The sequence below is a fragment of the Nitrospira sp. KM1 genome (assembly GCF_011405515.1).
Classification (GTDB): domain Bacteria; phylum Nitrospirota; class Nitrospiria; order Nitrospirales; family Nitrospiraceae; genus Nitrospira_C.
This window is the reverse complement of sequence record NZ_AP022671.1, coordinates 1649673-1670548: the sequence shown is the minus strand read 5'-3', so window position 1 is coordinate 1670548 and position 20876 is coordinate 1649673. Positions and strand designations below refer to the sequence as shown.

Below are 20876 nucleotides of genomic sequence, written 5' to 3'. Positions count from 1 at the left end.
CCTGACCCGGCCGCACGTTCGTTTCTGGGACTTCGTAGCTCACTGAGCGGGCCGGGCGGGGTGAGCGTTTTCGTTGCGCGAAACTCTGATTGCTTCCTATAAAGTATAAGTGTTGCGTGCATGGGGAAACTCTAGCTGCCCTGGAAGTTCAAACCCCTTAATCGCTGACGTCGTCCATTTCGGGCGGTAGGTTGCACAGCTTCGCTTCCGGTCTTCCTATTGCCTGCGGCACCCGCCGATTTGTTTCCGCGCGACGGAGACGTAACGAAAGACATTCCCCGCGTCTTGCTTACATGAAATCCTATGTGTATTATTTGTCATGCTATACACATTCTACTTCGGAGAGGGACCATGACCATGCGTACTAACATTGTAATTGACAACGGCCTCATGAAGCAGGCGATGAAGGCAACGGGACTCTCAACTAAGAAAGCTGTGGTTGAAGAGGGGCTTCGGTTGCTCATCAAGGTCAAGGGGCAAGAAGGCATTCGCCGTTTACGCGGAAAGGTTGCCTGGGAAGAGGATCTCGGTGTTATGCGCGAAGGCCGCATTAAGGCTGCTTCGTGATCATTGTCGATACTACGATATGGATCGATTACCTGCGCGGCACGCATACTCCTCATGCTGACTGGCTTGAAGCCAACCTGACCATTGAACGCCTCGGTCTGACCGATCTTATCCTCTGTGAAGTACTCCAAGGAGCTGCAACAGAGGGTCAATTTGGTACCGTTCGAGAGGAATTGCTCAAGTTGGAGATTTTTGAAACGGGAACGGTTCAATTAGCTCTGGAAACAGCGTTGAACTATCGGCGGCTTCGCGCTGCGGGACGCACTGTTCGCAGAACGATCGATTGTCTCATCGCGACGTTTTGTCTTCGGGAAGGACACACGTTACTCCATAACGATCGCGATTATGACCCATTTGAAGATGTCCTCGGACTGCATGTCCTGCATCCTTAATTGGCGGTTATCATTTATGACCATGGTCTGTGCGGGTCGTTTCACGAGGCGCGCCGCTGGTTCACCAATGGAGGCACTCACGATGACACAAGGCAAGTATCCCCGCAGCCCCAAAGTTCTGCTCGGCGGCATTGCGCATCTCGGACGGTTTATCGATAAAGTGCGGCTGCGTCATGCCGGCAAGATCCAGGATTACAACTACATCACGGTTGGATTTGACAAATATCTGATCGATTTTCTTCAGCTGGATGCGACAGCGCTCGAACAACGGATATTGGCCGGGGGTACGGATCATGAGATCCTCGAATGGGTCCACGCCCATGGTCGTACACGTACAGCTCAGGACGTCGCGCAGTGGTCTCACGCGTTGCTGTCTTCCGGCCCCAAAGACGATGGCGCGCGCGAAAGATACCAGGGACGCATGAGGGACGTGGCTAGGAAGCGCGGCGCGCAGATGGAAACGCTTCCTCCCGTGGCGACCTGGGTCGACCTCATCGAACTGGATGAAGAACGGCTGTGATGCCGATATGTGCGATTATTGGATTTTTCCATCATGCCATTGAGGGCGAGATCGTAAAGCCGAACCGACGTGGGACGATGAGCGGTCTGTGATTTCTCCACGCCTCGACACGGTCTGTGTAGGTGGCACGAGGTGTACTCACCCCTGATTTGCTGGCCCGATCTCCTGACAGCCGAGCACCGGCTGATGTTCCGTACGAGAAATCAGTCGCGACAAGATATCCTGACCTCCAACCTTGTCTTTCGTGAAGGTCACGTCCTAGCGACTATCGGAGCCTCCCTGCTTCAAATCCGACCCTTGGCGGGGATCATAAAGTGTGGTTGAAGGACGTCAGGGCGCTCACGACATGACGGATCGTCGATGCGGTATCATACAATCGAACCGGATCGAAGCGACCGTGCATTCGAGGATGGCTTTCCCGCGCGGACATAACGTAATGGGATTTTTTCAGAAAGAAGGACAACGATGAGTCCTGTCCAACGATTCGCAGCGAAGGTTGCGCATGTGGCACAGCTGACGCATGACGTGCGGCAGATCGATTTTCATCTGACTGATCCGGAGACGATATCATTCAAGGCCGGACAGTTCATATCGTTCGAGGTGCCGGATTCACGAATCGGCCGGCCCGTCACGCGGCCGTACTCGATCGCCTCCTCACCGGCGGATGCGAAAAACGTTTCGCTTCTATTGAACCTGGTTCAGGGAGGACCGGGATCGAATTATTTGTTCAGGCTGAACGAGGGTGATTCTGTAACATTTGCGGGTCCGGCTGGGAACTTCTATTTGCGCGATGACACCGACAGGGAGTTGTTATTTATCGCCACCGGCACCGGTATAGCGCCGATTCGGTCAATGATCCTCCTGAACGCGGAGCGCGAGCGGCCGAGGCCGATGAGACTGTACTGGGGGCTGCGAACTCAACGGGATCTTTATTACGTGGATGAATTGGCCTCGCTCATTCGGCGAGATCCTGAAGGGATATTTGTGCCGACTCTGTCCCGTCCTGAAGCGGAATGGACAGGCCGGACGGGCCGTGTGACGCAGTTGGTTGAGGAATTGGCTGATGTGAAGAATCTGGAGGTGTATCTCTGCGGTAGCAGTGGCATGATCAAAGACGTGACGGCTAGGATCCAAACCAAAGGATTGTGTCCGATTTTTCGGGAAAAGTACTACGACGATGCAAACGGGGAAACGATCGATGGTCGAGTGGCTCCCTGACGCTTGGCAGATAATCCGTACCGGATCGGAGCGAGCGGCGCAGGTCAGGCTGCGGCTTTTTTGAGGAGCTTCTTGACTTCCACGTGGGCAAAAATCACGTCAGGGGCGCGCTGCAACGCCTCATAATAACTTCGTTCGAAACCATCTCCCTCTTCGGAAGGGCGAATCAGCGCCCGGATCTCAGACAAGAGCGCTTCGACCTCTTCGGACATCGGTTCGGATTCACCATCCAGCAACTCGTCGACCCGAATAACCAGCTGGGACAAAGGATGCAGCCAGGTGAACCAAGGATCGTTTAAGACGAGTTGGAGCAATTGTCCTGTAGAGGCAACCCGACCATTGATCCGTTCGTAGGTGACCTGTTCAGCCATAATCAGGGCTTTATGCAGGCCGAGCAGGCCACGGCGAACATCCAGCAATGCTTGTCGCTGCATGTCGCTTGGGCGGGTCGAGAGAGACTGTGAAGAAGTAGTCATAGGGCTATTGTACCAGGTTGCAGACGAATTGGTTCCTATTACGGGACGCGTTCTTGTGTTCAAGATAATTATCGGACAAAACGCGGCGGACTTGAACCATAGAATGTTCGCGGGGGCGGCGCGGGAGGCTGCGCGTCAGGGAGGGAGCTTTGCGGCATCAGTGCGCGATTCGGATTGAACGGAAGAACCGGAGGTGGCGTGAGATTATTGGGAGGCAGAGGGCTTCCAAAGGGGGTAACAGCCGACGGACCATGAGGATCGACGTGGAGCCGAGGTGCGTTCTCGGACAAATCGACAGAGTGTGAACGCGAGCGGTCTAAGCCGATGCCATTGCCTACCCCGGTGGGCGGGCTGCCATGCAGAACAATGGTACCGCTTTCGCCGAACGCAGCAGCATGCCAGAAGAAAATTTTGACAAGTACAACCACAATGATGCGACCGAAGGTCATGTGCCATTCTAACTAAATACCCTGGCCAAATGTATGCCGGTACGAAATTGCTGGCTTCTGGAAGAGGGGGGCTATGCAGCCTCCGGAAGCATCTGCCTGACACGAAAATGGGCTAGGACCGCGTCCGGTGCACGTTGTAATGCCTCGTAATAGGCGCGCTCGAAGCCGTCTCCTTCAACAGAGGGACGGAGCAGATCCTGGATCTCCCGCATCAGGTGGTCCACATTTTCTTCCGCGATCTCGAAGGCGTCGTCCTCCAGAAGATGATCGATTCTGACGAGGAGATCCGAGATGGGGTGAAGCCATGTGAACCAAGGATTGTATTGCAGCAGGTCCAGCAATGTTTCCACTGAGCCAACGGGGCCATTGACGGCTTCATACGTGGCCTGCTCGGCGACAATCAATGCACCGTGCAACCCGACCAGGCTTTCCCGAATGGTCACCACGAAGCGGCGCTTCGGGTCGATTGGAATCACACCCCTGGGTCTGGCACGTGAACTCATGCGACTAGTGTAGCAGGCCAACGAATTTCCGCCGGTTCACCGTTGGTCAGGGCACATCCTTTCGCGGATGATCGTGAGTTCCCAAAGTCACGAGCGTAGAAGGTAATGGACTCAGCGCGCACATGAACCCCACCGGCGTCGGCGCGGCTACAGGCCTGTTCGGGCGCCGAATCCCGCAAATAGTTCACCCGTTAGGTAGGCCGTTTGGGGTGGATCGGCGGAGCCTCTGCGACGGATATAGTCATTGAGTACCTTCCCTTTGGCATTGCGGTGGATGTGGGGAAGTCCGAGATTCATCCGGTACCGCTCTACCGATCCTGCCACTCGACTGATGAATGTCATCGTCCCGTCACGGTCCTGCTTTTCCACGATGCCGACGTGGGTCAACGGGTCATTCGTTCTGCCGTCGCGATTGAAGTCCCAGGTGTTGTCGAAGAAGACGAGGTCGCCGGGCAGGGCGGCCGGACCGGAATGCAGCCTGCCATGTTGTTGGATGTGGTCGTAGATCAGCTGCACGCCGTTGGCACGCGTGCCCGAGCTCGGGGTCTCATACAAATCGATGCCGTGCTCGAGGAAGACGGCTCGAGTGACGCCGGCGCAGTCGTATTCGATATGGCGACCGTTGACTTCGACGGAGCGCGAGCCGACGAGATATGCGGCGCTTTTCACAATGGCATCGCGGCTCGGAGCGGGTTTCCTGGACTCGCAACAATCCGGTGACTGATCCGTGACGGATTGTGTCCGATGATGAGGTGTGCCGGAACAGCCGGCTAATCCTGCGAACACCGCTAAACCGCTGATAAACATTTTTCGAAGCATGTTTGGAATGCCCGAGTGGGCAAGATCTGTGTGATCGGGGACAGGCTATCATGGCAATTTGGGGAGGCCAAGCGACCGTTGATTTCGGGCAGAGCATTCCCATTGCCGCGCGCTATGGCGTTGCCGACATGGCGCAACGGAACCCCACTGTGGCCGCCCGTTGGTCGGGGGCCGATCCGCCGCGTGTCGCCGTACGGAGCATGATGATTTTGCTTTTCCAGGATCCTCCGCGTACTCCCTTGTATCGTCCGCTCGGTGGACCGGCCGGATTCCGCTCGGGGATATACGCGTAATAATCGAGCCCGAACCAATCCTGGACCCATTCGGCGACATTGCCGGCCATATGATGGAGCCCGTATGGGCTCTGTCCGTCATCGAGCGCATCGACCGGCGCCAGGATGGGAATTTCATGAACATGGTGTTGGCCGAACATCGCGCGCCGGTTGTCTGGCGCCGACTCTCCCCAGGGAAAGAGATTTCCGTCGGCCCCGCGTGCCGCCTTCTCCCACTCAGCTTCCGTCGGCAGACGCTTGCCTTTGGCCTGACAGAAATCCTTCGCCTCATACCAGGAGACGTACAGGGCCGGCCAGCGGCTGAGGGTCAGGTCCGAGACCGAATGCACTGTGATGACATGCCAGATCAGCTTCTGCAGTTCGTCGGGTGGATGCCGCCGCTGCTGCTGCAGGAACGACAGATACTCGCCCAAGCTGACTTCATCACGATCGATCGTAAAGGTGTCGAGCCAGATCCGCTGCTGCGGCAGTTCAGTGTCATCGAACTGTGTCCAGAGGCCGTATGGATCATCGTCGATGCGTTTGCTTCCGAGTACGAACGGTCCGGCGGGCACGGTGATGAGCGGCGAAGATTGTTCGAGGGCGGCGACCGCATGAAGGTGGCGGGAGAGCTCTGCTGCCGGCTTGGATGCTGCCTGGCTATTCGGATGAACGGCAAGAGTCAGGGTCAGGAGTGCCGCTGCGGTGACGCACGGGAACACGTACGGCATCACGTCTTGCTGGGCGCCGACAGCGCTTTGCTGACCTCTCCGATCAGGCGCCGCTCGATCTCTGCCGTCTCCTCGGTGCTGACACTCAGAATGCGTCCTCCTTGCGCGAGTTTTTCGAATTCTGCTTTGACGCTCAGGCGAGTCACGCTGGTCGGCATGGCGAGAAGCGCAACGACGTATTGATTGCGGAACCCGGCGACTTCCAAGGACACGGGATTTGAAATCTTGCGCTCTGTCACATACACCGCTTTCTGATCGGTCTTGACGCTGACACGGACCGAATAACCGTTTTTTGCAAGCGATTCCTCAACGACTTTGGCGACTGTGCTCAACGGCCGCGGCATGTCTTCCGCCTGCGCGCCTTTGGTTTCGACCTGAATATTCTGGGCGGCCTGTTCGACCGCGGTTCGTTTGATGTCAGCCGTAAGCTTTCGCGCCTGGACCAATTGGATTTCGAGCTGGTCTCCCGCGGATTTGGCTTCCGCCTTCGCACTTTCCGCGGCTTTCTTGGCATCCCGGATCTCTTGATTGAGCAAGTCGATCTGCTGCTGCATGACCTTGTTGCCGTCCTGCAGAGAGCTGACGAGCGATTCCTGTCTCGCGACCTGCTTCCGCAGGGTTTCGTTTTCCCCTTTCAAAGGAGACTCTTCCGGTTTACAGCCGGTGAGCATGGTAGCCATGAGAAATCCACCCAGTGCCGCACACAGAAATCGGTTCGCATCACCGTTGTTCACCGCTCGCCTCCGTCTGGTCGGCGATTATCCATGCTTCGCCCGTACTTGTCCATGAAGAAACTTCGGTTTGACCCTCTTGCGACGCACGGGATATCCTGCTTTGAGATGGAGAGAACCATGCCAGCTATGATCCGCAAGACATTCTCTGTTCCTCCGCTTGGGTGCAACTGTTCAATTCTCGGAGACCCCGTCAGTAAGCAGGCGATCGTGGTCGATCCGGGCGGTGCCGCGGAGACGATCCTCCGTGAGATTCGCGACCTCGGGCTCACGGTGAAATTGGTTCTCCATACTCACGCCCACTTTGATCACTTTCTCGCATCGGGGGACATCAAGACTGCGACGGGAGCCGCTCTGTGTCTCCACCAGGACGACCGCGAGTTGTGGAATATGCTCGAGATCCAATGCCGCATGTTCAACGTGCCGTACGTTCCCGTTCCATCTCCCGATCAGTGGCTGAAGGACGAGGAAAAGATCGAGGTGGGAGGGTTGGCGGCCGTAGCCATTCACACGCCCGGCCACACGCCCGGGTCGATGAGTTTTCATATTCCCGGCGGCAAGCTCTTGCTATCAGGCGATACGTTATTCCGCGGGAGCATCGGACGGACGGATTTGTGGGGCGGCGACTTTGACGCCATTGAACGTTCTATCCGCGAACGCCTGTACACCTTGCAGGAGGATACCGTCGTCATTCCTGGCCATGGCCCGGAAACCGAGATCGGTAGGGAAAAGTTCGACAATCAATTCATTCGCGCGTGAGTTTTGTACAGGAGGTGCCCATGATCAGAGTCATTCTGTTCGCCCTCTGCGTGTTTGTGATCGTCGTACCGGTTGCCTTGGCCTCCGATCTTCCCGTTGTCCCACCTCAATCGGTCGTCATTTCCGATGTGAAGGTCCGCATTTCCGACCAAGGTCCCGTCGTCCTGTTACAGGCTGAGGGCAAGACGATTCTGATCTTCGTCGATGTGACGGTGGCCTTGTCGATCCAGGGCGCCTTGAATGGAGAAAAGCTGTCCCGCCCGCTGACGCACGACCTCGTGCACACCATACTCGACGCATACGGGGGGACCGTGACGCAAACCATCATCACGTTGAAAGCCGGGACGTATTACGGTGCACTGACCGTCACCATGAAAGGCGATACGAAAGTATTCGACAGCCGGTCTTCGGACTCTATCGCGCTGGCGATCCATTTCAAGGCGCCGATCATCGTCGGAAGGGATTTGCTCGATTCGGCCGGCCGAGTTCTGGAAAAGTCCCAACAGGAAGAGCTGTGAACGTTCTATTCCTTCGTCATGCGTTGTCTGAGGCGCTCGAGGCGCTTTTCAGTCGACTGCTTGATGAACCGCATGTTTTCTGACAGATGCTGCTCCGCGGTGATTTTTCCCTCGTCCCGGCGTTTCTGCTGATCCAGACCGAATTGAGCGATGGACGGGCCGTCTTCTTGGTTGAGGCTCCTCCAGATAGTGGCGCAGCGGGCTTGTTTGTCCGGCGGATAGATATCACAGGGAGGATCGGCGGCCCGCAGTTCCGTGATGCTGACCGGCATCATGACGGCGATCAGCAGAAGCCAAGCCCTTGTGCCCCGGTTGTTGCGCGTTCGTCGGATCTCTGCCATCTGCCTGATAGGACCGCACTCCCCGTTGCGGCGGCGACACGATCGTGTCCGAGTCAGATTTTCATCGCGTCAGTGACATCCCGCAACGTGGCCTTGGCCACGACCCCGGCTTTGCGACTGCCTTCCTGGACGATGTCGTCGAGACGCGTGGGGTGTTGGGTCAGTTCGGCACGAGCCTCCCAAATTGGGGACAACGTCTCGACGATTTTGTCGGCAACGAGTTTTTTGCAGTCGATACAGCCGATCGCAGCGGTGCGGCATTCGCGATTGACTTGATCGATGACCGGAAGCGGCGAAAAGATCTTGTGAAAGTCATAGACCGGACAGATATCCGGGTTGCCCGGGTCTGTGCGTCTGACGCGTGCGGGATCGGTGACCATGGTCTTGAGTTTTTGACGAACGACCGGCTCCGGGTCGGACAGATTGATCGTGTTGCCATAGCTCTTGCTCATCTTTCGGCCGTCGGTTCCGAGGACTTTTGGAAACTTCGTCAGGTGTTCCTTCGGTTCCGGGAAAACGGCGGTCTTGTAGATGTCGTGAAACCGCCTGGCAAGCTCACGCGTCAGTTCGAGGTGGGGCAGTTGATCTTTCCCCACCGGGACAAAGTCCGGTTTATAGAGAAGGATGTCTGCCGCCTGCAACACGGGATATCCCAGGAAGCCGTACGTGCCCAGATCTTTTTCTTTGATCTCTTCCTGTTTCTCCTTGTAGGTCGGATTGCGCTCCAGCCAGGACACGGGAACCATCATCGACAACAACAAATGCAGGATCGCGTGTTCAGGGATGCGTGATTGGACGAAGACCGTCGAACGATCGGGGTCGATACCGGCGGCCAGCCAGTCGATCAACAGCTCGCGGACGAATTCTCGGATCCGGCTGGTATCGGCATAGTTCGTGGACAAGGCATGCCAGTCCGCGACAAAGAAATAACAGTCGTGCTGATCCTGCAGTGTTTTCCAGTTCTCCAGCGCGCCGAGATAGTTGCCCAGATGCATGAGACCACTGGGCTGCATCCCGCTCAGCACGCGTTTACGCGGAGTGGTCATTGCGTTCCTCCGCCGCCGAATCCAAGTGCGGTCGAGAGAATCGTGCCGGATAACCCCGTGGCCATCGTGCTCGATATCGTGTGGATGACCCGCAGTTCTTTGTCGAACACCAATAAGCCGATGAGAATCAGCATGCCGTATGGTTCGAGACGTGCCAGGGCCATGGCCGGTTGGGGAGGCAGCAGACTGACCAGGATACGGCCTCCATCAAGAGGTGGGATCGGAATCAGATTGAACAGACAGAGAAAGACGTTGATCAAGACAGAATAGAACGCCATCACGGCGACGGGCAGCAATACCATCGCCGACAATGAACCAGAGTCGAATGCAGAGGAGCCGGCGGCATCGCGGATGGAAAGAGAAGGGTCGATTGTAAAGATAGTCGCGAGCAGGATGGCGCTGCTGATCGCCAGCAGCAGGTTCATGCCCGGCCCCGCTGCCGCCACCAGCGCCATATCGCGGCGGGGACGTGCCATGTTGCGCGGCTCAATTGGCACTGGTTTGGCCCAACCGAGTAAAAAGCTCCCTGGAAGAATGAGGCACAACAACGGCATCAGGATCGTGCCAAATGGATCGATATGGGCCAGGGGATTGATGGTCAGCCGGCCGGCTCGCTTTGCGGTGTCGTCACCGCATTTATCAGCCATCCAACCATGGGCGTACTCGTGCAGGATTATCGCGAAGAGCAGCGGGAGAGCCATATAGGAAATCGTGTGGAGAATCTGGTTCACACTGTTCATTGAATCATTCCTTGTCGCATCCCGCGTCTGTTCGCGACCGGGCGAGAGACGTCTCCATTGTCCACCATTTTCTCATTCCGTCTCAATCCAGCTGCGTAAAGTGTCCGCGCTTGACCTGGATAAGGAACAAGGGGCGGTTCAGCGTGCCGTCGGGAAGGAATGCAGCCGGTCCGCCCACGGCCGGAAGATCGGTCTGCGAAACCAAAAAGTCACGGACGGCTTCGCCGGACGATGCGCCTTTCCTAATCGCTTCGATGACGAATCGGGCGGCATCGTACCCTTGCATGGCAAAGAGCGTCGGGCTTGTCTGAAACCGCTTCTTGTAGCGTTCAACGAAATCCTGCACGTTCGGATTAGGACTCTCAGCGAAAAACCCGTCGACAAACACTGACCCGTCGATCGACTGGTCTGCTGTACGGGCGAAATCGGGGGCATTCCATCCGTTGCTTCCCAAGAACGGCACCCGCATGTCGTGGAAGTTCAATTGGGCGGCAATCAGGCCGACGTCCGCGGCGCGTCCCGGAATGAAGACCGCGTCGAACCCCGGGGTGTAGAGAATTTTCTTGTCCATCTTCGTGGTCTTGCCCCCGAGCTTCGCCGGGTCAACCGGTACGGCCAGGCCATATTTCTTGAGGTCCTCCGCTTTCATGCGCTTGAGCTGTTGGCTGATGTCGCTCTCGCCTTCTTTATAGGACTCGGCGGCAATGATTTCCCCGTCGTGGAGGCGGATTTCGTGGGCGAAAGAGTTGGCCATTTCACGCCCATAGGCTGTATCCGGGTACAGAATGCAAAATCGACGGTATCCCTGTTCTCCCGTCGCATAGGTTGCGATTCGCCTTGCCTGCAACTGAAACGTCAGGGCGGTGCTGAAGACCGAATTCCCAAGCCTTCGGACATTTGGCAGCGTCGCCGTCGGCGTCAGAAGCGGAATGTGCGACCGCTCGGTCAGTTCGGCCAACACGGGAAGATTTTTCGACAGCAGCGGTCCAATGACCGCGATGGGTTGATCGTTGCTCAGCAGGTCCGTCAGATCCTCGAGGGAGGAAGGGCGGTCAAACTCGAAATCTTTCACGAGCAGTCCGATCGACGGTGCGCCGGGAAGCGAGCCGTTCGTCTCAACGGCGAGTTGGACTCCGGTGAGCACGTCCGAGGCAAACGGCCCGAGTTTGCCTCCGTGAGGAAGCACAGCGGCAATGAGAAATTGATGGGACTTCAGTCGAACCTGTAACGAAGAAAGAATTTCTTCGGCTTTTGCCGCATACGGATGCGAGGGGTAGCGCGAAAGAAATTGCTGGATTTGTCTGGCGGCATAGTGATCTTCTCCGCGGCCGGCGTGAAGTTCGATCAGACGGACAGACGCCACGTCGCCAGGATAGCTTCGCGGATAGGCGTCTCTCACCCGTTCCAGCATTTTTATATCGTACGAGGCACGCAGCAGCTCATTGATGCGCGTCCGAATTTCTCCCGCTTGTTCTTCGGATGCGAGCGAAATTTCGTCCAACCAGGCTTGGATGGCCCGCGTGTACTCTTTCTTCTGTATGTAGAGTTCGCCGCTGATATGCACCGCGTCCCGCTTGGAATTCTCATCGGTCGAGAGTGTCCGGATGCCGGTCAAGATTGGAAATGCCAGGTCGGGATTGCCCATCGCTGCGTGGGTGCGTGCGAGCAGGAGCTTCCCTCGATCGGACACTTCGGAATTTGGAAATTCCGCCTGGAGCGTGTGGAGGTATTTCAACGCTTCTCCATACTGCTGTGCTTCGTACAATGCCGCACTCAGAAGCAAGTAGGTGTCGTCGAGCAGGTCGGGCTTCGGAGCGGTCTCCAGAAAGCGGCGCAACACCGTGATGGCTTCTTCCGATTGACCTTTGTCGATGAGGCGTTTGGCTTGAATCAGTGCCGGATGGCTGGCGGGTGCGCTCTTGTCGGTTTGCTGGCGGGAAGGCGGTGCCGCTGCGAGAACAACATCGGGAACCGATGAGAGACACAAAAGCAGGCAGACAAGGGGGGATAGACTGCGCCGTCCGAACGCGAGCGATGGGGGATATGTGGAGGCAGTCATGTGTTTTAGAGATGCTCGATCACCACGTAGATTGTGACTAGTATCGGAATCCCCATGGGGTGTCAAGGTTGGAGACGGTCTCTGTGTTTGTCATCGACCAGGCGATTGGCTATGATCGGTGCAATGCAGTTCGATCCGCTGATCGATCGGTATATGCAGCACCTTCGCATCGAAGGTGGATTGTCACACCATACCATCGCAGCCTATCGGCGTGATCTGAAAAAACTGCAGGGCTACCTACAGCAAAACGAGGTGGTGTCAATCGGTCGTGTGACCCCCGATCTCCTCCGGGGGTTTTTGGCTTCACTGCAATCAACCGGGCTCGCACAGGTGTCATCCGCACGGTGTCTCTCGGCCGTCAGGGGCTGGTTTCGGTACCTTCGTGGCGAACACCTCGTTGATCATAATCCATCTGTGGAACTGGCCGCTGGATTTCGGGGGCTACGGTTGCCGAAGACGCTCTCGCAGCCTGATGTGGGGGCTATTCTTGATTTGCCGCCACGCGCGCAACTCGAAGATCACCGTGATAGGGCGATGATGGAAGTATTGTATGCAACCGGACTCCGTGTATCGGAACTCATTTCCGTCGAATGGTCGGATGTCAATGTGGATGTCGGATACCTTCGTGTTACCGGCAAGGGGAACAAACAGCGGGTTGTGCCGATGGGAGAACCGGCGAGACTGCTGCTGCAACAGTATACCGAGCAGGTACGACCGTCGTTGCTTAAGAGACGATCGTCACGATTTCTTTTCGTCTCACGTCGCGGCACGCCCTTGACTCGGCAGGCGTTCTGGAAAATGCTGCGGCTGCGGGCGAAACGGGCTGGTTTCGCTGGTTCAATTTCTCCACACATGCTCCGCCATTCGTTTGCGACCCACATGTTGGAAGGAGGAGCGGACCTGCGTTCAGTCCAGGCACTCCTGGGCCATGCGAATATCGCCACGACACAAATTTATACGCATGTCGAACGCGAACGCCTGAAGCATGTTCATGAGACCTATTTCCCTCGTCGGATAGCGAGGAAGACCATTCGAAGAGCTTGAGAAAGAACTTCGCGAGGAATCTGCAAGAAGAGTGCGAGAATCGGTTGACAAGGGCAGTCGGACTTGGTAGCATCCGCCAAGCTTTCTAGGAAAATCGGGCGGATAGCTCAGTTGGAAGAGCGCTGCCCTTACAAGGCAGAGGTCACAGGTTCGATCCCTGTTCCGCCTACCAACTGAGAAGCGGGTTGAGGTCAGGCAGGGATTCGGCAATATGCTAAAACACCAATTTAGAATTGGATCAAACCGCTACAAATAGTCTTGTCAGCCAGATCTTCCGCTATACGTATTGTCACGTGGGGCCGTCGTTCAGCCTGGTTTAGGACGCCAGATTGTCAATCTGGAGGTCGCGGGTTCAAATCCCGTCGGCCCCGCCATTTTTTCTGTCTGACCATGTGCGTGGCAGGTGAACCCTTCAACCTAGGGTTCGAAAGGGAGGAGCACACGAAGAGCGATATCCTCTCGGTCACGATCGGCTGCTCCAGCCCCTGGGTCGTACCGGCAGCAGAGGGTCAATTTTCTCTCGTTGCCACCGTCACTCATCCCGGCATTGCAGGATTCCGGACTCTGGCGCCACACCTCATGGCGCCGGGAAAGGGTATAGGTCGATGTTTCAATCAGGATTGACGGGCGCATTCGGGTCATTGGGCGGCGTGTCGAAAATCGTGCTGCTCGTGCTGTTCGTATTTTCCGTGATCTCCTGGGCAATTATCTTTTCCAAATGGCGGGCGTTCAAAGCCGCGGACCGTGGCGATCGTCACTTCATGGGTTTGCTCGCGAAGGCGCATGACTTGAACGAGTTGCATCATCAGGTCCGTCACGTCGAGGCGAGTCCTTCGGCCATTGTATTCGAGGGAGTGATGGACCGGTTGTCGAGTATGCGCAATGAGGGCCAGGACGGCTCCGGTTCTGGGGCTATGGACCGGCATATCGTTGAGCGCACCGCAGCCCATCTTTCGCAAAGCCAGTTGTCGAGGTTGGAAGCCTATCTGCCGTTCCTGGCCACGACCGGAAACATCACCCCGTTCGTCGGCCTCCTGGGAACCGTCATGGGCATCATCGATGCCTTTAAAGAGATCGGCTCACAGGGAACCGCCAGCATCGCCGCGGTGGCTCCCGGGGTTGCCGAGGCATTGATCGCCACGGCCGCCGGCTTGTTTGCCGCGATTCCGGCTGTGATCGCCTACAATTATTTTCTCACGCGGATCCGTCGAACGGCCTTCCGCCTCGATACGGTGTCGATCGAGCTGATGGGAGCGGTTCCGGTCGTGACGCCGAAAGCGAAGCCCGTGCCCGTAGGGGCGCAGCGATGATGTTCGAGTCCCGGCAGCGGCGGTTCATGGCAGAGATCAATGTGGTTCCGCTCGTCGACGTCGTGCTCGTTCTGCTCGTAATTTTCATGGTGACGGCGCCGATGTTGTACCGCGGGATGGACATTAAACTTCCCACGTCGGCGACCAATACCATCAAGCCGGAAATGCGCATGGTCCTGACGATCGAGAAAGACCAGCGGCTGTACCTGGATAAAGATCCTATCGGTGTCGCGCAACTCGAAACAAAACTGAAGCGCTTGAAACATGAAAACCCCGACGTGTCGCTGTACCTACGCGCCGACCGCGACGTCCCGTACGGCACAGTCGTGCAGGTCATGGACGGCGTGAAGAAAGCCGGAATCGAGAAAATCGGTATGGTGACCGACCCGGTGGGAGCGGAACGGGTCGTCGCTCCGCCTGTTCCGGGCACGCCTGCGAAGAAAAGTTAACGCGGAAGTAGGTACGACCCATGGCGGCACAGGCCCAGGTCCAGTCGGGATTCTGGTTCGAACAGGACGGACAGGACCGGTTTCTCTCGAAGCTCAAACGGACGCTCGTCGTTTCACTGCTGCTGCATCTGGTCGTCCTTCTCATTGCTGCAGGGATCCGATTGCCACAAAAGGGGGAACGCCCCCTGGCGTCCGTCGAAGTGTCGCTGGTCAGTTTTCCCACTCCGGTCAAACAGGTTGAGGCCAAACCGGTACCGCAAAAACAACAAGAGCCTGTGCGGCAGTCCCCATCCAAGACGATCGTCGCTCCGCCGGTTCCTCAAGCTCCCCCGACTCCTCAGCCGCTGCCGGCCCCTCAGGCTCCTCCTGTTCCGCAGGTCCCGGTTGCACAGGTGCCACCTGAACCGGTCAGACACGAGCCCAAACCTGTTCCGGCTGCACCTGTGGCGCCTCCGGTACCCAATCCTGTCCCTGTGGCGCCGCCGGCCAGACAAAGCATTGCGAAGGATATCTTGCGGGATCTTCAGCTTCCTCCTGATGCTCCCAAGATCGGAGATTTTACTCCTCAGAAGTCCGTTGCCAGGCCTCAACCCTACGTACCATCGAAAGTGAAGGTTCCTGATCTCGTGCGCATTCCCGATGTTGCGCCTGAACCGTCCGTCAAAGCGCCGCAACAAGCCTCGCTCAGCGATGAACTCGACCGTGAACTTGAAGACGAGCTCAAGAAAATAAAGCAGTTCCAACCCGCTACGAGAATCGAAACGCCCAAGGACGTTCAGGCCAAACCCGCGTTGAAGCAAGAGGCGGCAATCCCCGCTCCGCAGGCGGTGACCAAACCGCAGACGACGATCAAGACCTCCGGGTCTTCCGGCACGAATCCCTATTGGGCAAGGATCGAGAGCATTATCAAAAGTCAGTGGGAGCCGCCGCCGATCGATGTCAGCGGCAGTAGCTACCATGTAGTGGTCAAGTTCCGGTTCTTTCGCAACGGGACGGTGAAGGATGTTGGAATCCAGCAGTCTTCGGGAAACGATTATTTCGATATGGCAGGTCAGCGTGCCGTGTTGAAACCTCGGGTGTTCCCCCCCTTTCCGGCGGAGATGACGGAATCGTATCAGGATGTCGAAATGGTATTTCGCGTTGGGGAGGCCGTTGGATGACGAGATTGAAATTTGCTGGGGCGATAGGCGGTGTGCTGTCGTTGTTGGCCGGCCTGGCCGGAATTTTGGAATCCGGGGCTGCCGATGTCTTTCTTGAGGCAACGCGACCCGATTTCCAGAAGATTTCGCTGGGCGTGGTCGGCATCCAGAACGGCGGTGGGCCCGATTGGCTCGGAGGGCGTCTCGAAGAGGTCTTGAAAAAGGACGTCAAACGGTCGCTCGTGTTCGACCTGATCGATCTCCCGAGCATAGGCATCAAAGCACGCGATATCGGCAATGGGACGGCGAATGGATCCAAGGCCGTCTTCAAGCAGGCCGCGGAGAACGGGGTCTCAGTGCTCGTCTGGGGAAAAGCCGGCACAAAAGATGGCGAGAAAGACGGCGATATCAATATGGAGGGATTCGTTTACGACAGCGGAAGCGATGAAATCGTTGGAGGAAAGCGGTATGCCGGGTCTCCCTCGGTCGCCAGACTAATGGCCCACCGGTTCGCAGATGAACTCGTCTTCCGCTACACGGGCGAGCCCGGTATTGCCAGAACAAAAATCGCTTATGTGTCCGCGCAAGGGTCGTCACGAGAATTGTTCGTCATGGATTATGACGGATACGACGCGCGCCAGCTCACAGCTGACGGGTTCCTGAACCTCATGCCCCGTTGGTCGCCGGATCGACGATTCCTGGTGTTCACCGCCTATCGAGACCGGAATACGCAGGACATCGACATGATCGAGCTGGCCACAGGCAAACGATGGACTCTGGTGTCCTATGGAGGGTTGAACATCACACCAGCCCTGTCTCCGGACGGAAACTTTTTGGCGTTTGCCTCGAGCCATGAGGGGAATTCCGAGGTGTATCGTCTGGACACGCGGACGAAAGCCATTATGAGGCTGACCGTCAACCCATCGGGAGATCTTTCTCCGACATGGTCCCCCACTGGTAGAGAAATTGCTTTTGTGTCGGACCGTGGAGGAGGGCCACAACTGTTTTTAATGAGTTCAGACGGGTCGAATGTCAGGCGGCTGACCTTCGAAGGAGACTATAATGCTGCCCCGGCTTGGTCTCCTCGGGGAAATTGGATCGCCTATGTCTGCCGCACTCCCCGCAAGGAATATAAGCTGTGCGTCATCACACCGGACGGGCAAAAACGCGTGCAACTGACTACCGGAAGCGGGGTTGATGATTCCCCATCGTGGTCGCCGGACGGACGGCACCTTGTTTTCAGCTCGCTGGTGGACGGGAAGAGCCATATTTTCATGGTTGATGCAGACGGGAAAAACCCAGAGCGGCTGACGTTTGAAGGCACGCATAACAGCGCCCCGTCTTGGTCTCCCGCATCATAAATGGCGCGAGTGAAACTAAATTTACACAGAATGAAACACCGATGACTAACTATCACAGAGGAGATCGCACAATGGGAAAGAGCCGGATGACATTATTTGCGGCGCTCGCCGTCACGGTTGGCCTTATGGCTATTCCAGGATGTTCCAAGAAGGCCGTCCAATCCGGAGGGGATACGCAGTCTGCTCAGGGCAAGACCGGAGGCGGTAGCCTGGGTGATGGCGCCACCCTCGGAAGCTCCGGATCCATGGGATCGGCAGATTCCGGTCCAGCCGGAAGTCACTCCGGAATCGGCACCTTCCCCGACACCAGCATGCAGTCCGGTGGAGGCGGCTTAAAAGGTCTGGACAAGAATCCGTCGGAGGAGCGGGTTGTCGCGGCTGGAGGAGGGGGAACCGAAGGAGGAGGAGGAAACGAAACAGGAGGAGGGTCAGCCGGAAGCGGGACGATGCTGGCCAAGGCGGATCCTTCCGATGTGACCCGACAGATGGACGAAATTCGCGCGGAGCAGGCTGCGTCAACGGCCGCCGGCCTGCGTGACGTCTATTTTAGTTATGACAGTTGGACGATCAGCGAAGAGGGCCGTCAGGCACTCGGACGCAATGCTGACTGGCTCAAGTCGAACCCGGGCGCCGCAATCAAAGTGGAGGGTCATTGCGATGAGCGAGGCACCTCCGCCTACAATCTTGTCCTCGGCGAAAAGAGAGCCAAGGCCGTGCGGAATTATCTCGTCGAATTGGGAGTGGCCGCCAACCGATTGTCCGTGGTGTCGTATGGGAAGGAGCGCCCCTTTTGTTCCGATCACGCGGAAGCGTGCTATCAGCAAAACCGTCGCGGCCATCTTGTGGTAAGGACAGGCAAATAAGGATTTGATTGCAAAATGCCGTTTCTTCTGTCAGTCACTGCAAGCAGGTTCCGAAGAGGGATGGTGGACCATGCATGATCGACTGGATCTTCGGGTAATGCTGGTAGCGGGCTGGGCGATGTGGGCGCTGGTTATGTCGGGATGCGTTGCTCAACAAGCGGATCTCAAGCAAACCGAGAGAAGTCTTCAGCAAAAGATCAAGCAGTCGAATGACGAATTGCTGCAGACCCGCGCGAGACAGAGCCAGGAACTTACGGCATTGCGCGAGCAGGAACTGCCGCAGCTGCGTGATCAGCTCGAGCGGGCACAACATCAGGCGCAGGACCTCCAGAATAGACAGGATGATCTCAAACAGCGGTCAGCCGTCCTGGAACAGCAGACGAAGAAACTGGAACAGTTGGCAGGCAAATTGGACGCCGACAACTTGAACCGGTATACGCAAGTCCGGGAGAGTCTGAACGCCCAGGATATCAAAAACAAAGAGGATAGGGACCGGTTGAGGGGAGATGTCAACACGCGTCTTGACGAGATCAACCGACAAATGGAAACGCTTCGAAAGGAGATTCTTGAGGCGGTTCAGAAAACCAACAGCGCGGTTGTCAAAAGCGTCGATGCCAGATTCGAAGAACAGCGCAAATCCCTCGCAGACAACCAGGTGCGGACGGAGCAACTGTCCAATCGGTTCACCCAATTCAACCAATCTCTGACCGGATTCAAAGAATCGCTGACGACGCTTGCGGATAAGGTCGGCCAAGAAGAGCAGAACAGCAAAGCCTTGGCGGCAAAACTCGAAAGCGACACCCGCTCGTCATCGGCACATATTAATGAGACCACCAAAACTCTGACTGGCCACCTCAACGAGGTGAATAAAAGCGTGGCGGCCGTGGCACAGAAATTGGCTACCCATTTTGACGAGCAGGTCAATGACATGAATGCCAGCATGGTTTCTTCCATGCAGAAGGTCAGCGCTAGGCTGGATGAACAAGATCGTCGGGTCGAGTCCTTGAACAAGGCCTTCGATCAGGTTTCACGAGATGCGCAAGCGGCGGTGGCTGCCAGCAAGAACGGTCAGTCGCAGCATAATGGGCAGAACGGTCACGCTCAGCAGAACGGTCATGATCAACAAAATGGTCACGATCAGCAGCCAACCAAGCCGGCGCATCGTTCCCCCGGGACGAGCCAATCCTCCTCCGCCTCTTCGACTCAGGAGTCGTCGGTTCCAGCAGACAGGGACAACATGACCGCCTCGCTGGTCCCCGAGCAGACGACCCACCACGCTCAAGATCCCTCGGAAAAGAGCTCTGTGGCTGGTGAGACGCAGGAGGCGTCGAGGTCGGCGCCTGCTCGTTCCCAGGAGCGACCGGACCGGACCGAATACGAGCGTCTCCTGGGATCGTTCCGAGACGGAGATCTGGAAGGCGCGCGGCGGGGATTCACGGCCTTCTTGGGCCAATATCCCAACTCAGAGTTGGCTCCGAATGCACGCTACTGGCTGGGAGAATCGCACTACGGCAAGAAAGACTACAAACAGGCGATCGACGCGTATGACCGCGTTGAAATGGACTACCCGCAAAGCGAGAAGGTTCCGGCGGCTATTTTGAAAAAGGGCTATGCCTATCTCGCGCTTAAGGACAAGAAGCGGGCGTCCTCCGCATTTAAACAGGTCGTCACGCTCTATCCTAAAAGTCCGGAGGCAGGAAAAGCGTACGACAAATTGTCTCAGTTAAAGGAGTTGCGATAACCGTGAAGCATACACTCGCCTCGCTGGTCGGTTGCGCCGTCGTAACCTTGGGGATGGCTGTTCTTGCGGGGTGCGCCAAGCACGCGGATTTTGTCGAGGTGCGGGACCAGCTGGCGACGATATCGAAATCGCAGGATCAGGATCAAAAACGACTGGAGGCCCTGCAGCGACGATTGGATTCGGTTGAACGTATCAAGGACGGGGATGCCATGCGCCCGAAGATAGACGATCTGGCTGGGCGTCTGCAAAAACTGGAGAGTCGTCTAGCTAAGGTGGAGGAATCCTCGCTCTTCTCCAGTGCTCCGAAGCTCGATCCGATTCCGTCTGAGTCTCCAAAACCGGCAAAGTCACAAAAGTCGTCAGGATCCATGGATAGCACGGCATTGGTGCCCGGGATTCCGTCGATCACGCCGACCTCGGCATTCAACCTGGCCTATAACGATTATCTGAACGGAAAATATGATCTGGCCGTAACGGGATTTCAACGGTTCGTCAAAGATTTTCCCGGCACGTCGCTCACTCCGAACGCCCATTATTGGCTCGGGGAGTCGTATTATCAGCAAAAGGACTATACGAGGGCCATGCAGGCTTTTGAATACGTGTCGACTGAATATCCCGGAAATGAGAAGGTGCCCGCATCGCTGTTCAAGCTGGGACTGGCTGCTGGAGAAACTGGCGACCTCGCTAAATCCAAGAAAAATCTCAAGCGCGTGATCGAAGAATTTCCCACATCCGATGAGGCCAAGCTCGCCAAGAATAAATTGGCTGAAATCAGATGAGGCCGTGCGCGTTTCGGGTACAGCCTATCCGGTCCGTGCCCTCCTCCAA

General features: G+C 56.7%; 23 protein-coding genes and 2 tRNA genes. 16 read left to right on the top strand and 9 right to left on the bottom strand.

Translation table 11 applies throughout. From position 1 onward, the window contains the following. Window positions 1-357 precede the first annotated feature (357 nt). From W02_RS07615 to W02_RS07600, 4 genes are all read left to right on the top strand, one after another. A complete protein-coding gene (locus tag W02_RS07615; protein ID WP_173051400.1) occupies window positions 358-567 on the top strand; it encodes a type II toxin-antitoxin system VapB family antitoxin in 210 nt (69 codons plus the stop codon). Further along, window positions 564-959 carry a PIN domain nuclease gene (locus tag W02_RS07610; RefSeq protein ID WP_173046379.1) on the top strand — a complete coding sequence of 132 codons (396 nt, stop codon included), beginning with the start codon at window positions 564-566 and terminating at the stop codon, window positions 957-959. The genes W02_RS07615 and W02_RS07610 overlap by 4 nt, the downstream gene beginning before the upstream one ends. Window positions 960-1041: 82 nt before the next feature. Continuing rightward, the gene (locus W02_RS07605) at window positions 1042-1479 is read left to right on the top strand and encodes a DUF5069 domain-containing protein (RefSeq protein ID WP_173046377.1); all 438 of its coding nucleotides are present in this window, start codon (window positions 1042-1044) and stop codon (window positions 1477-1479) included. 465 nt (window positions 1480-1944) lie between these two features. Further along, window positions 1945-2697, top strand: coding sequence for an FAD-binding oxidoreductase (locus W02_RS07600; protein ID WP_173046375.1), 753 nt, complete (start codon window positions 1945-1947; stop codon window positions 2695-2697). Between the two features lie 44 nt (window positions 2698-2741). Here the strand turns inward: W02_RS07600 and W02_RS07595 are convergent, their stop codons facing one another. The 5 genes from W02_RS07595 to W02_RS07575 all read right to left on the bottom strand — a co-directional run bounded on the left by W02_RS07595 (window position 2742) and on the right by W02_RS07575 (window position 6681). Further along, entirely contained in the window at window positions 2742-3131 is a 390-nt protein-coding gene (locus W02_RS07595; RefSeq protein WP_232068682.1) for a hypothetical protein, read from the bottom strand. 562 nt (window positions 3132-3693) lie between these two features. Next, a complete protein-coding gene (locus W02_RS07590; RefSeq protein ID WP_232068681.1) occupies window positions 3694-4098 on the bottom strand; it encodes a hypothetical protein in 405 nt (134 codons plus the stop codon). Window positions 4099-4272: 174 nt separating this feature from the next. Continuing rightward, complete coding sequence (locus W02_RS07585) at window positions 4273-4944, bottom strand: CHAP domain-containing protein (RefSeq protein WP_173046369.1); 672 nt, start codon at window positions 4942-4944, stop codon at window positions 4273-4275. A gap of 112 nt (window positions 4945-5056) precedes the next feature. Continuing rightward, window positions 5057-5947, bottom strand: a complete 891-nt coding sequence (locus W02_RS07580) for an SUMF1/EgtB/PvdO family nonheme iron enzyme (protein ID WP_173046367.1) — start codon at window positions 5945-5947, stop codon at window positions 5057-5059. Continuing rightward, a complete protein-coding gene (locus W02_RS07575; RefSeq protein WP_173046357.1) occupies window positions 5947-6681 on the bottom strand; it encodes a hypothetical protein in 735 nt (244 codons plus the stop codon). Before W02_RS07575 ends, W02_RS07580 begins: the two co-directional genes overlap by 1 nt. 105 nt (window positions 6682-6786) lie before the next feature. On the opposite strand from W02_RS07575, the gene W02_RS07570 reads away from it, so the two are divergent. Together W02_RS07570 and W02_RS07565 are read left to right on the top strand one after the other, a co-directional pair. Next, window positions 6787-7437 carry an MBL fold metallo-hydrolase gene (locus tag W02_RS07570; RefSeq protein ID WP_173046356.1) on the top strand — a complete coding sequence of 217 codons (651 nt, stop codon included), beginning with the start codon at window positions 6787-6789 and terminating at the stop codon, window positions 7435-7437. 20 nt (window positions 7438-7457) lie between these two features. After that, window positions 7458-7955 carry a bifunctional nuclease family protein gene (locus tag W02_RS07565; protein WP_173046354.1) on the top strand — a complete coding sequence of 166 codons (498 nt, stop codon included), beginning with the start codon at window positions 7458-7460 and terminating at the stop codon, window positions 7953-7955. A 5-nt stretch (window positions 7956-7960) separates the two neighbouring features. Here the strand turns inward: W02_RS07565 and W02_RS07560 are convergent, their stop codons facing one another. The 4 genes from W02_RS07560 to W02_RS07545 all read right to left on the bottom strand — a co-directional run bounded on the left by W02_RS07560 (window position 7961) and on the right by W02_RS07545 (window position 12141). Next, window positions 7961-8296, bottom strand: coding sequence for a hypothetical protein (locus tag W02_RS07560; protein ID WP_173046352.1), 336 nt, complete (start codon window positions 8294-8296; stop codon window positions 7961-7963). Window positions 8297-8349: 53 nt separating this feature from the next. Next, window positions 8350-9342 carry a tryptophan--tRNA ligase gene (gene trpS, locus W02_RS07555; protein ID WP_173046350.1) on the bottom strand — a complete coding sequence of 331 codons (993 nt, stop codon included), beginning with the start codon at window positions 9340-9342 and terminating at the stop codon, window positions 8350-8352. Further along, window positions 9339-10082, bottom strand: a complete 744-nt coding sequence (locus W02_RS07550; RefSeq protein ID WP_173046348.1) for a site-2 protease family protein — start codon at window positions 10080-10082, stop codon at window positions 9339-9341. The genes trpS and W02_RS07550 overlap by 4 nt, the downstream gene beginning before the upstream one ends. 82 nt (window positions 10083-10164) lie before the next feature. Continuing rightward, the gene (locus tag W02_RS07545) at window positions 10165-12141 is read right to left on the bottom strand and encodes a penicillin-binding protein activator (protein WP_173046346.1); all 1977 of its coding nucleotides are present in this window, start codon (window positions 12139-12141) and stop codon (window positions 10165-10167) included. 111 nt (window positions 12142-12252) lie between these two features. Here W02_RS07545 and xerD point away from each other — a divergent pair, with 111 nt between their 5' ends. The 10 genes from xerD to ybgF (W02_RS07495) all read left to right on the top strand — a co-directional run bounded on the left by xerD (window position 12253) and on the right by ybgF (W02_RS07495) (window position 20827). After that, entirely contained in the window at window positions 12253-13185 is a 933-nt protein-coding gene (xerD, locus tag W02_RS07540) for a site-specific tyrosine recombinase XerD (RefSeq protein ID WP_197742170.1), read from the top strand. Window positions 13186-13281: 96 nt separating this feature from the next. After that, a tRNA-Val gene (locus W02_RS07535) sits at window positions 13282-13357 on the top strand. Window positions 13358-13480: 123 nt separating this feature from the next. Next, window positions 13481-13559 (top strand) — tRNA-Asp (locus W02_RS07530). A gap of 231 nt (window positions 13560-13790) precedes the next feature. Then, window positions 13791-14495, top strand: a complete 705-nt coding sequence (locus W02_RS07525) for a MotA/TolQ/ExbB proton channel family protein (RefSeq protein ID WP_173046342.1) — start codon at window positions 13791-13793, stop codon at window positions 14493-14495. Continuing rightward, window positions 14492-14944 (top strand): biopolymer transporter ExbD, encoded by a 453-nt coding sequence (locus W02_RS07520; RefSeq protein ID WP_173046340.1) that lies wholly within the window; start codon window positions 14492-14494, stop codon window positions 14942-14944. The genes W02_RS07525 and W02_RS07520 overlap by 4 nt, the downstream gene beginning before the upstream one ends. 20 nt (window positions 14945-14964) lie before the next feature. Beyond that, the gene (locus W02_RS07515) at window positions 14965-16104 is read left to right on the top strand and encodes a TonB family protein (protein WP_173046338.1); all 1140 of its coding nucleotides are present in this window, start codon (window positions 14965-14967) and stop codon (window positions 16102-16104) included. Then, window positions 16101-17444 carry a Tol-Pal system beta propeller repeat protein TolB gene (tolB, locus tag W02_RS07510; protein WP_173046336.1) on the top strand — a complete coding sequence of 448 codons (1344 nt, stop codon included), beginning with the start codon at window positions 16101-16103 and terminating at the stop codon, window positions 17442-17444. The genes W02_RS07515 and tolB overlap by 4 nt, the downstream gene beginning before the upstream one ends. Window positions 17445-17515: 71 nt before the next feature. Then, window positions 17516-18307, top strand: coding sequence for a peptidoglycan-associated lipoprotein Pal (gene pal / locus W02_RS07505; RefSeq protein ID WP_173046334.1), 792 nt, complete (start codon window positions 17516-17518; stop codon window positions 18305-18307). 70 nt (window positions 18308-18377) lie between these two features. Next, window positions 18378-20048 carry a tol-pal system protein YbgF gene (gene ybgF, locus W02_RS07500; RefSeq protein WP_173046332.1) on the top strand — a complete coding sequence of 557 codons (1671 nt, stop codon included), beginning with the start codon at window positions 18378-18380 and terminating at the stop codon, window positions 20046-20048. Window positions 20049-20050: 2 nt separating this feature from the next. Next, window positions 20051-20827 (top strand): tol-pal system protein YbgF, encoded by a 777-nt coding sequence (gene ybgF / locus W02_RS07495; RefSeq protein ID WP_173046329.1) that lies wholly within the window; start codon window positions 20051-20053, stop codon window positions 20825-20827. The last annotated feature ends 49 nt before the right edge of the window (window positions 20828-20876 follow it).

Excerpts from the sequence above, each read along its gene's own strand:
- W02_RS07615 (WP_173051400.1), top strand. The coding sequence starts at position 358 with ATGCGTACTAACATTGTAATTGACAACGGCCTCATGAAGCAGGCGATG.
- W02_RS07605 (WP_173046377.1), top strand. The coding sequence starts at position 1,042 with ATGACACAAGGCAAGTATCCCCGCAGCCCCAAAGTTCTGCTCGGCGGC.
- W02_RS07600 (WP_173046375.1), top strand. The coding sequence starts at position 1,945 with ATGAGTCCTGTCCAACGATTCGCAGCGAAGGTTGCGCATGTGGCACAG.
- W02_RS07595 (WP_232068682.1), bottom strand. The coding sequence starts at position 3,131 with ATGCAGCGACAAGCATTGCTGGATGTTCGCCGTGGCCTGCTCGGCCTG.
- W02_RS07585 (WP_173046369.1), bottom strand. The coding sequence starts at position 4,944 with ATGCTTCGAAAAATGTTTATCAGCGGTTTAGCGGTGTTCGCAGGATTA.
- W02_RS07580 (WP_173046367.1), bottom strand. The coding sequence starts at position 5,947 with ATGCCGTACGTGTTCCCGTGCGTCACCGCAGCGGCACTCCTGACCCTG.
- W02_RS07570 (WP_173046356.1), top strand. The coding sequence starts at position 6,787 with ATGGAGAGAACCATGCCAGCTATGATCCGCAAGACATTCTCTGTTCCT.
- W02_RS07565 (WP_173046354.1), top strand. The coding sequence starts at position 7,458 with ATGATCAGAGTCATTCTGTTCGCCCTCTGCGTGTTTGTGATCGTCGTA.
- W02_RS07560 (WP_173046352.1), bottom strand. The coding sequence starts at position 8,296 with ATGGCAGAGATCCGACGAACGCGCAACAACCGGGGCACAAGGGCTTGG.
- trpS (WP_173046350.1), bottom strand. The coding sequence starts at position 9,342 with ATGACCACTCCGCGTAAACGCGTGCTGAGCGGGATGCAGCCCAGTGGT.
- W02_RS07550 (WP_173046348.1), bottom strand. The coding sequence starts at position 10,082 with ATGAACAGTGTGAACCAGATTCTCCACACGATTTCCTATATGGCTCTC.
- W02_RS07545 (WP_173046346.1), bottom strand. The coding sequence starts at position 12,141 with ATGACTGCCTCCACATATCCCCCATCGCTCGCGTTCGGACGGCGCAGT.
- xerD (WP_197742170.1), top strand. The coding sequence starts at position 12,253 with ATGATCGGTGCAATGCAGTTCGATCCGCTGATCGATCGGTATATGCAG.
- W02_RS07525 (WP_173046342.1), top strand. The coding sequence starts at position 13,791 with ATGTTTCAATCAGGATTGACGGGCGCATTCGGGTCATTGGGCGGCGTG.
- W02_RS07520 (WP_173046340.1), top strand. The coding sequence starts at position 14,492 with ATGATGTTCGAGTCCCGGCAGCGGCGGTTCATGGCAGAGATCAATGTG.
- W02_RS07515 (WP_173046338.1), top strand. The coding sequence starts at position 14,965 with ATGGCGGCACAGGCCCAGGTCCAGTCGGGATTCTGGTTCGAACAGGAC.
- tolB (WP_173046336.1), top strand. The coding sequence starts at position 16,101 with ATGACGAGATTGAAATTTGCTGGGGCGATAGGCGGTGTGCTGTCGTTG.
- pal (WP_173046334.1), top strand. The coding sequence starts at position 17,516 with ATGGGAAAGAGCCGGATGACATTATTTGCGGCGCTCGCCGTCACGGTT.
- ybgF (WP_173046332.1), top strand. The coding sequence starts at position 18,378 with ATGCATGATCGACTGGATCTTCGGGTAATGCTGGTAGCGGGCTGGGCG.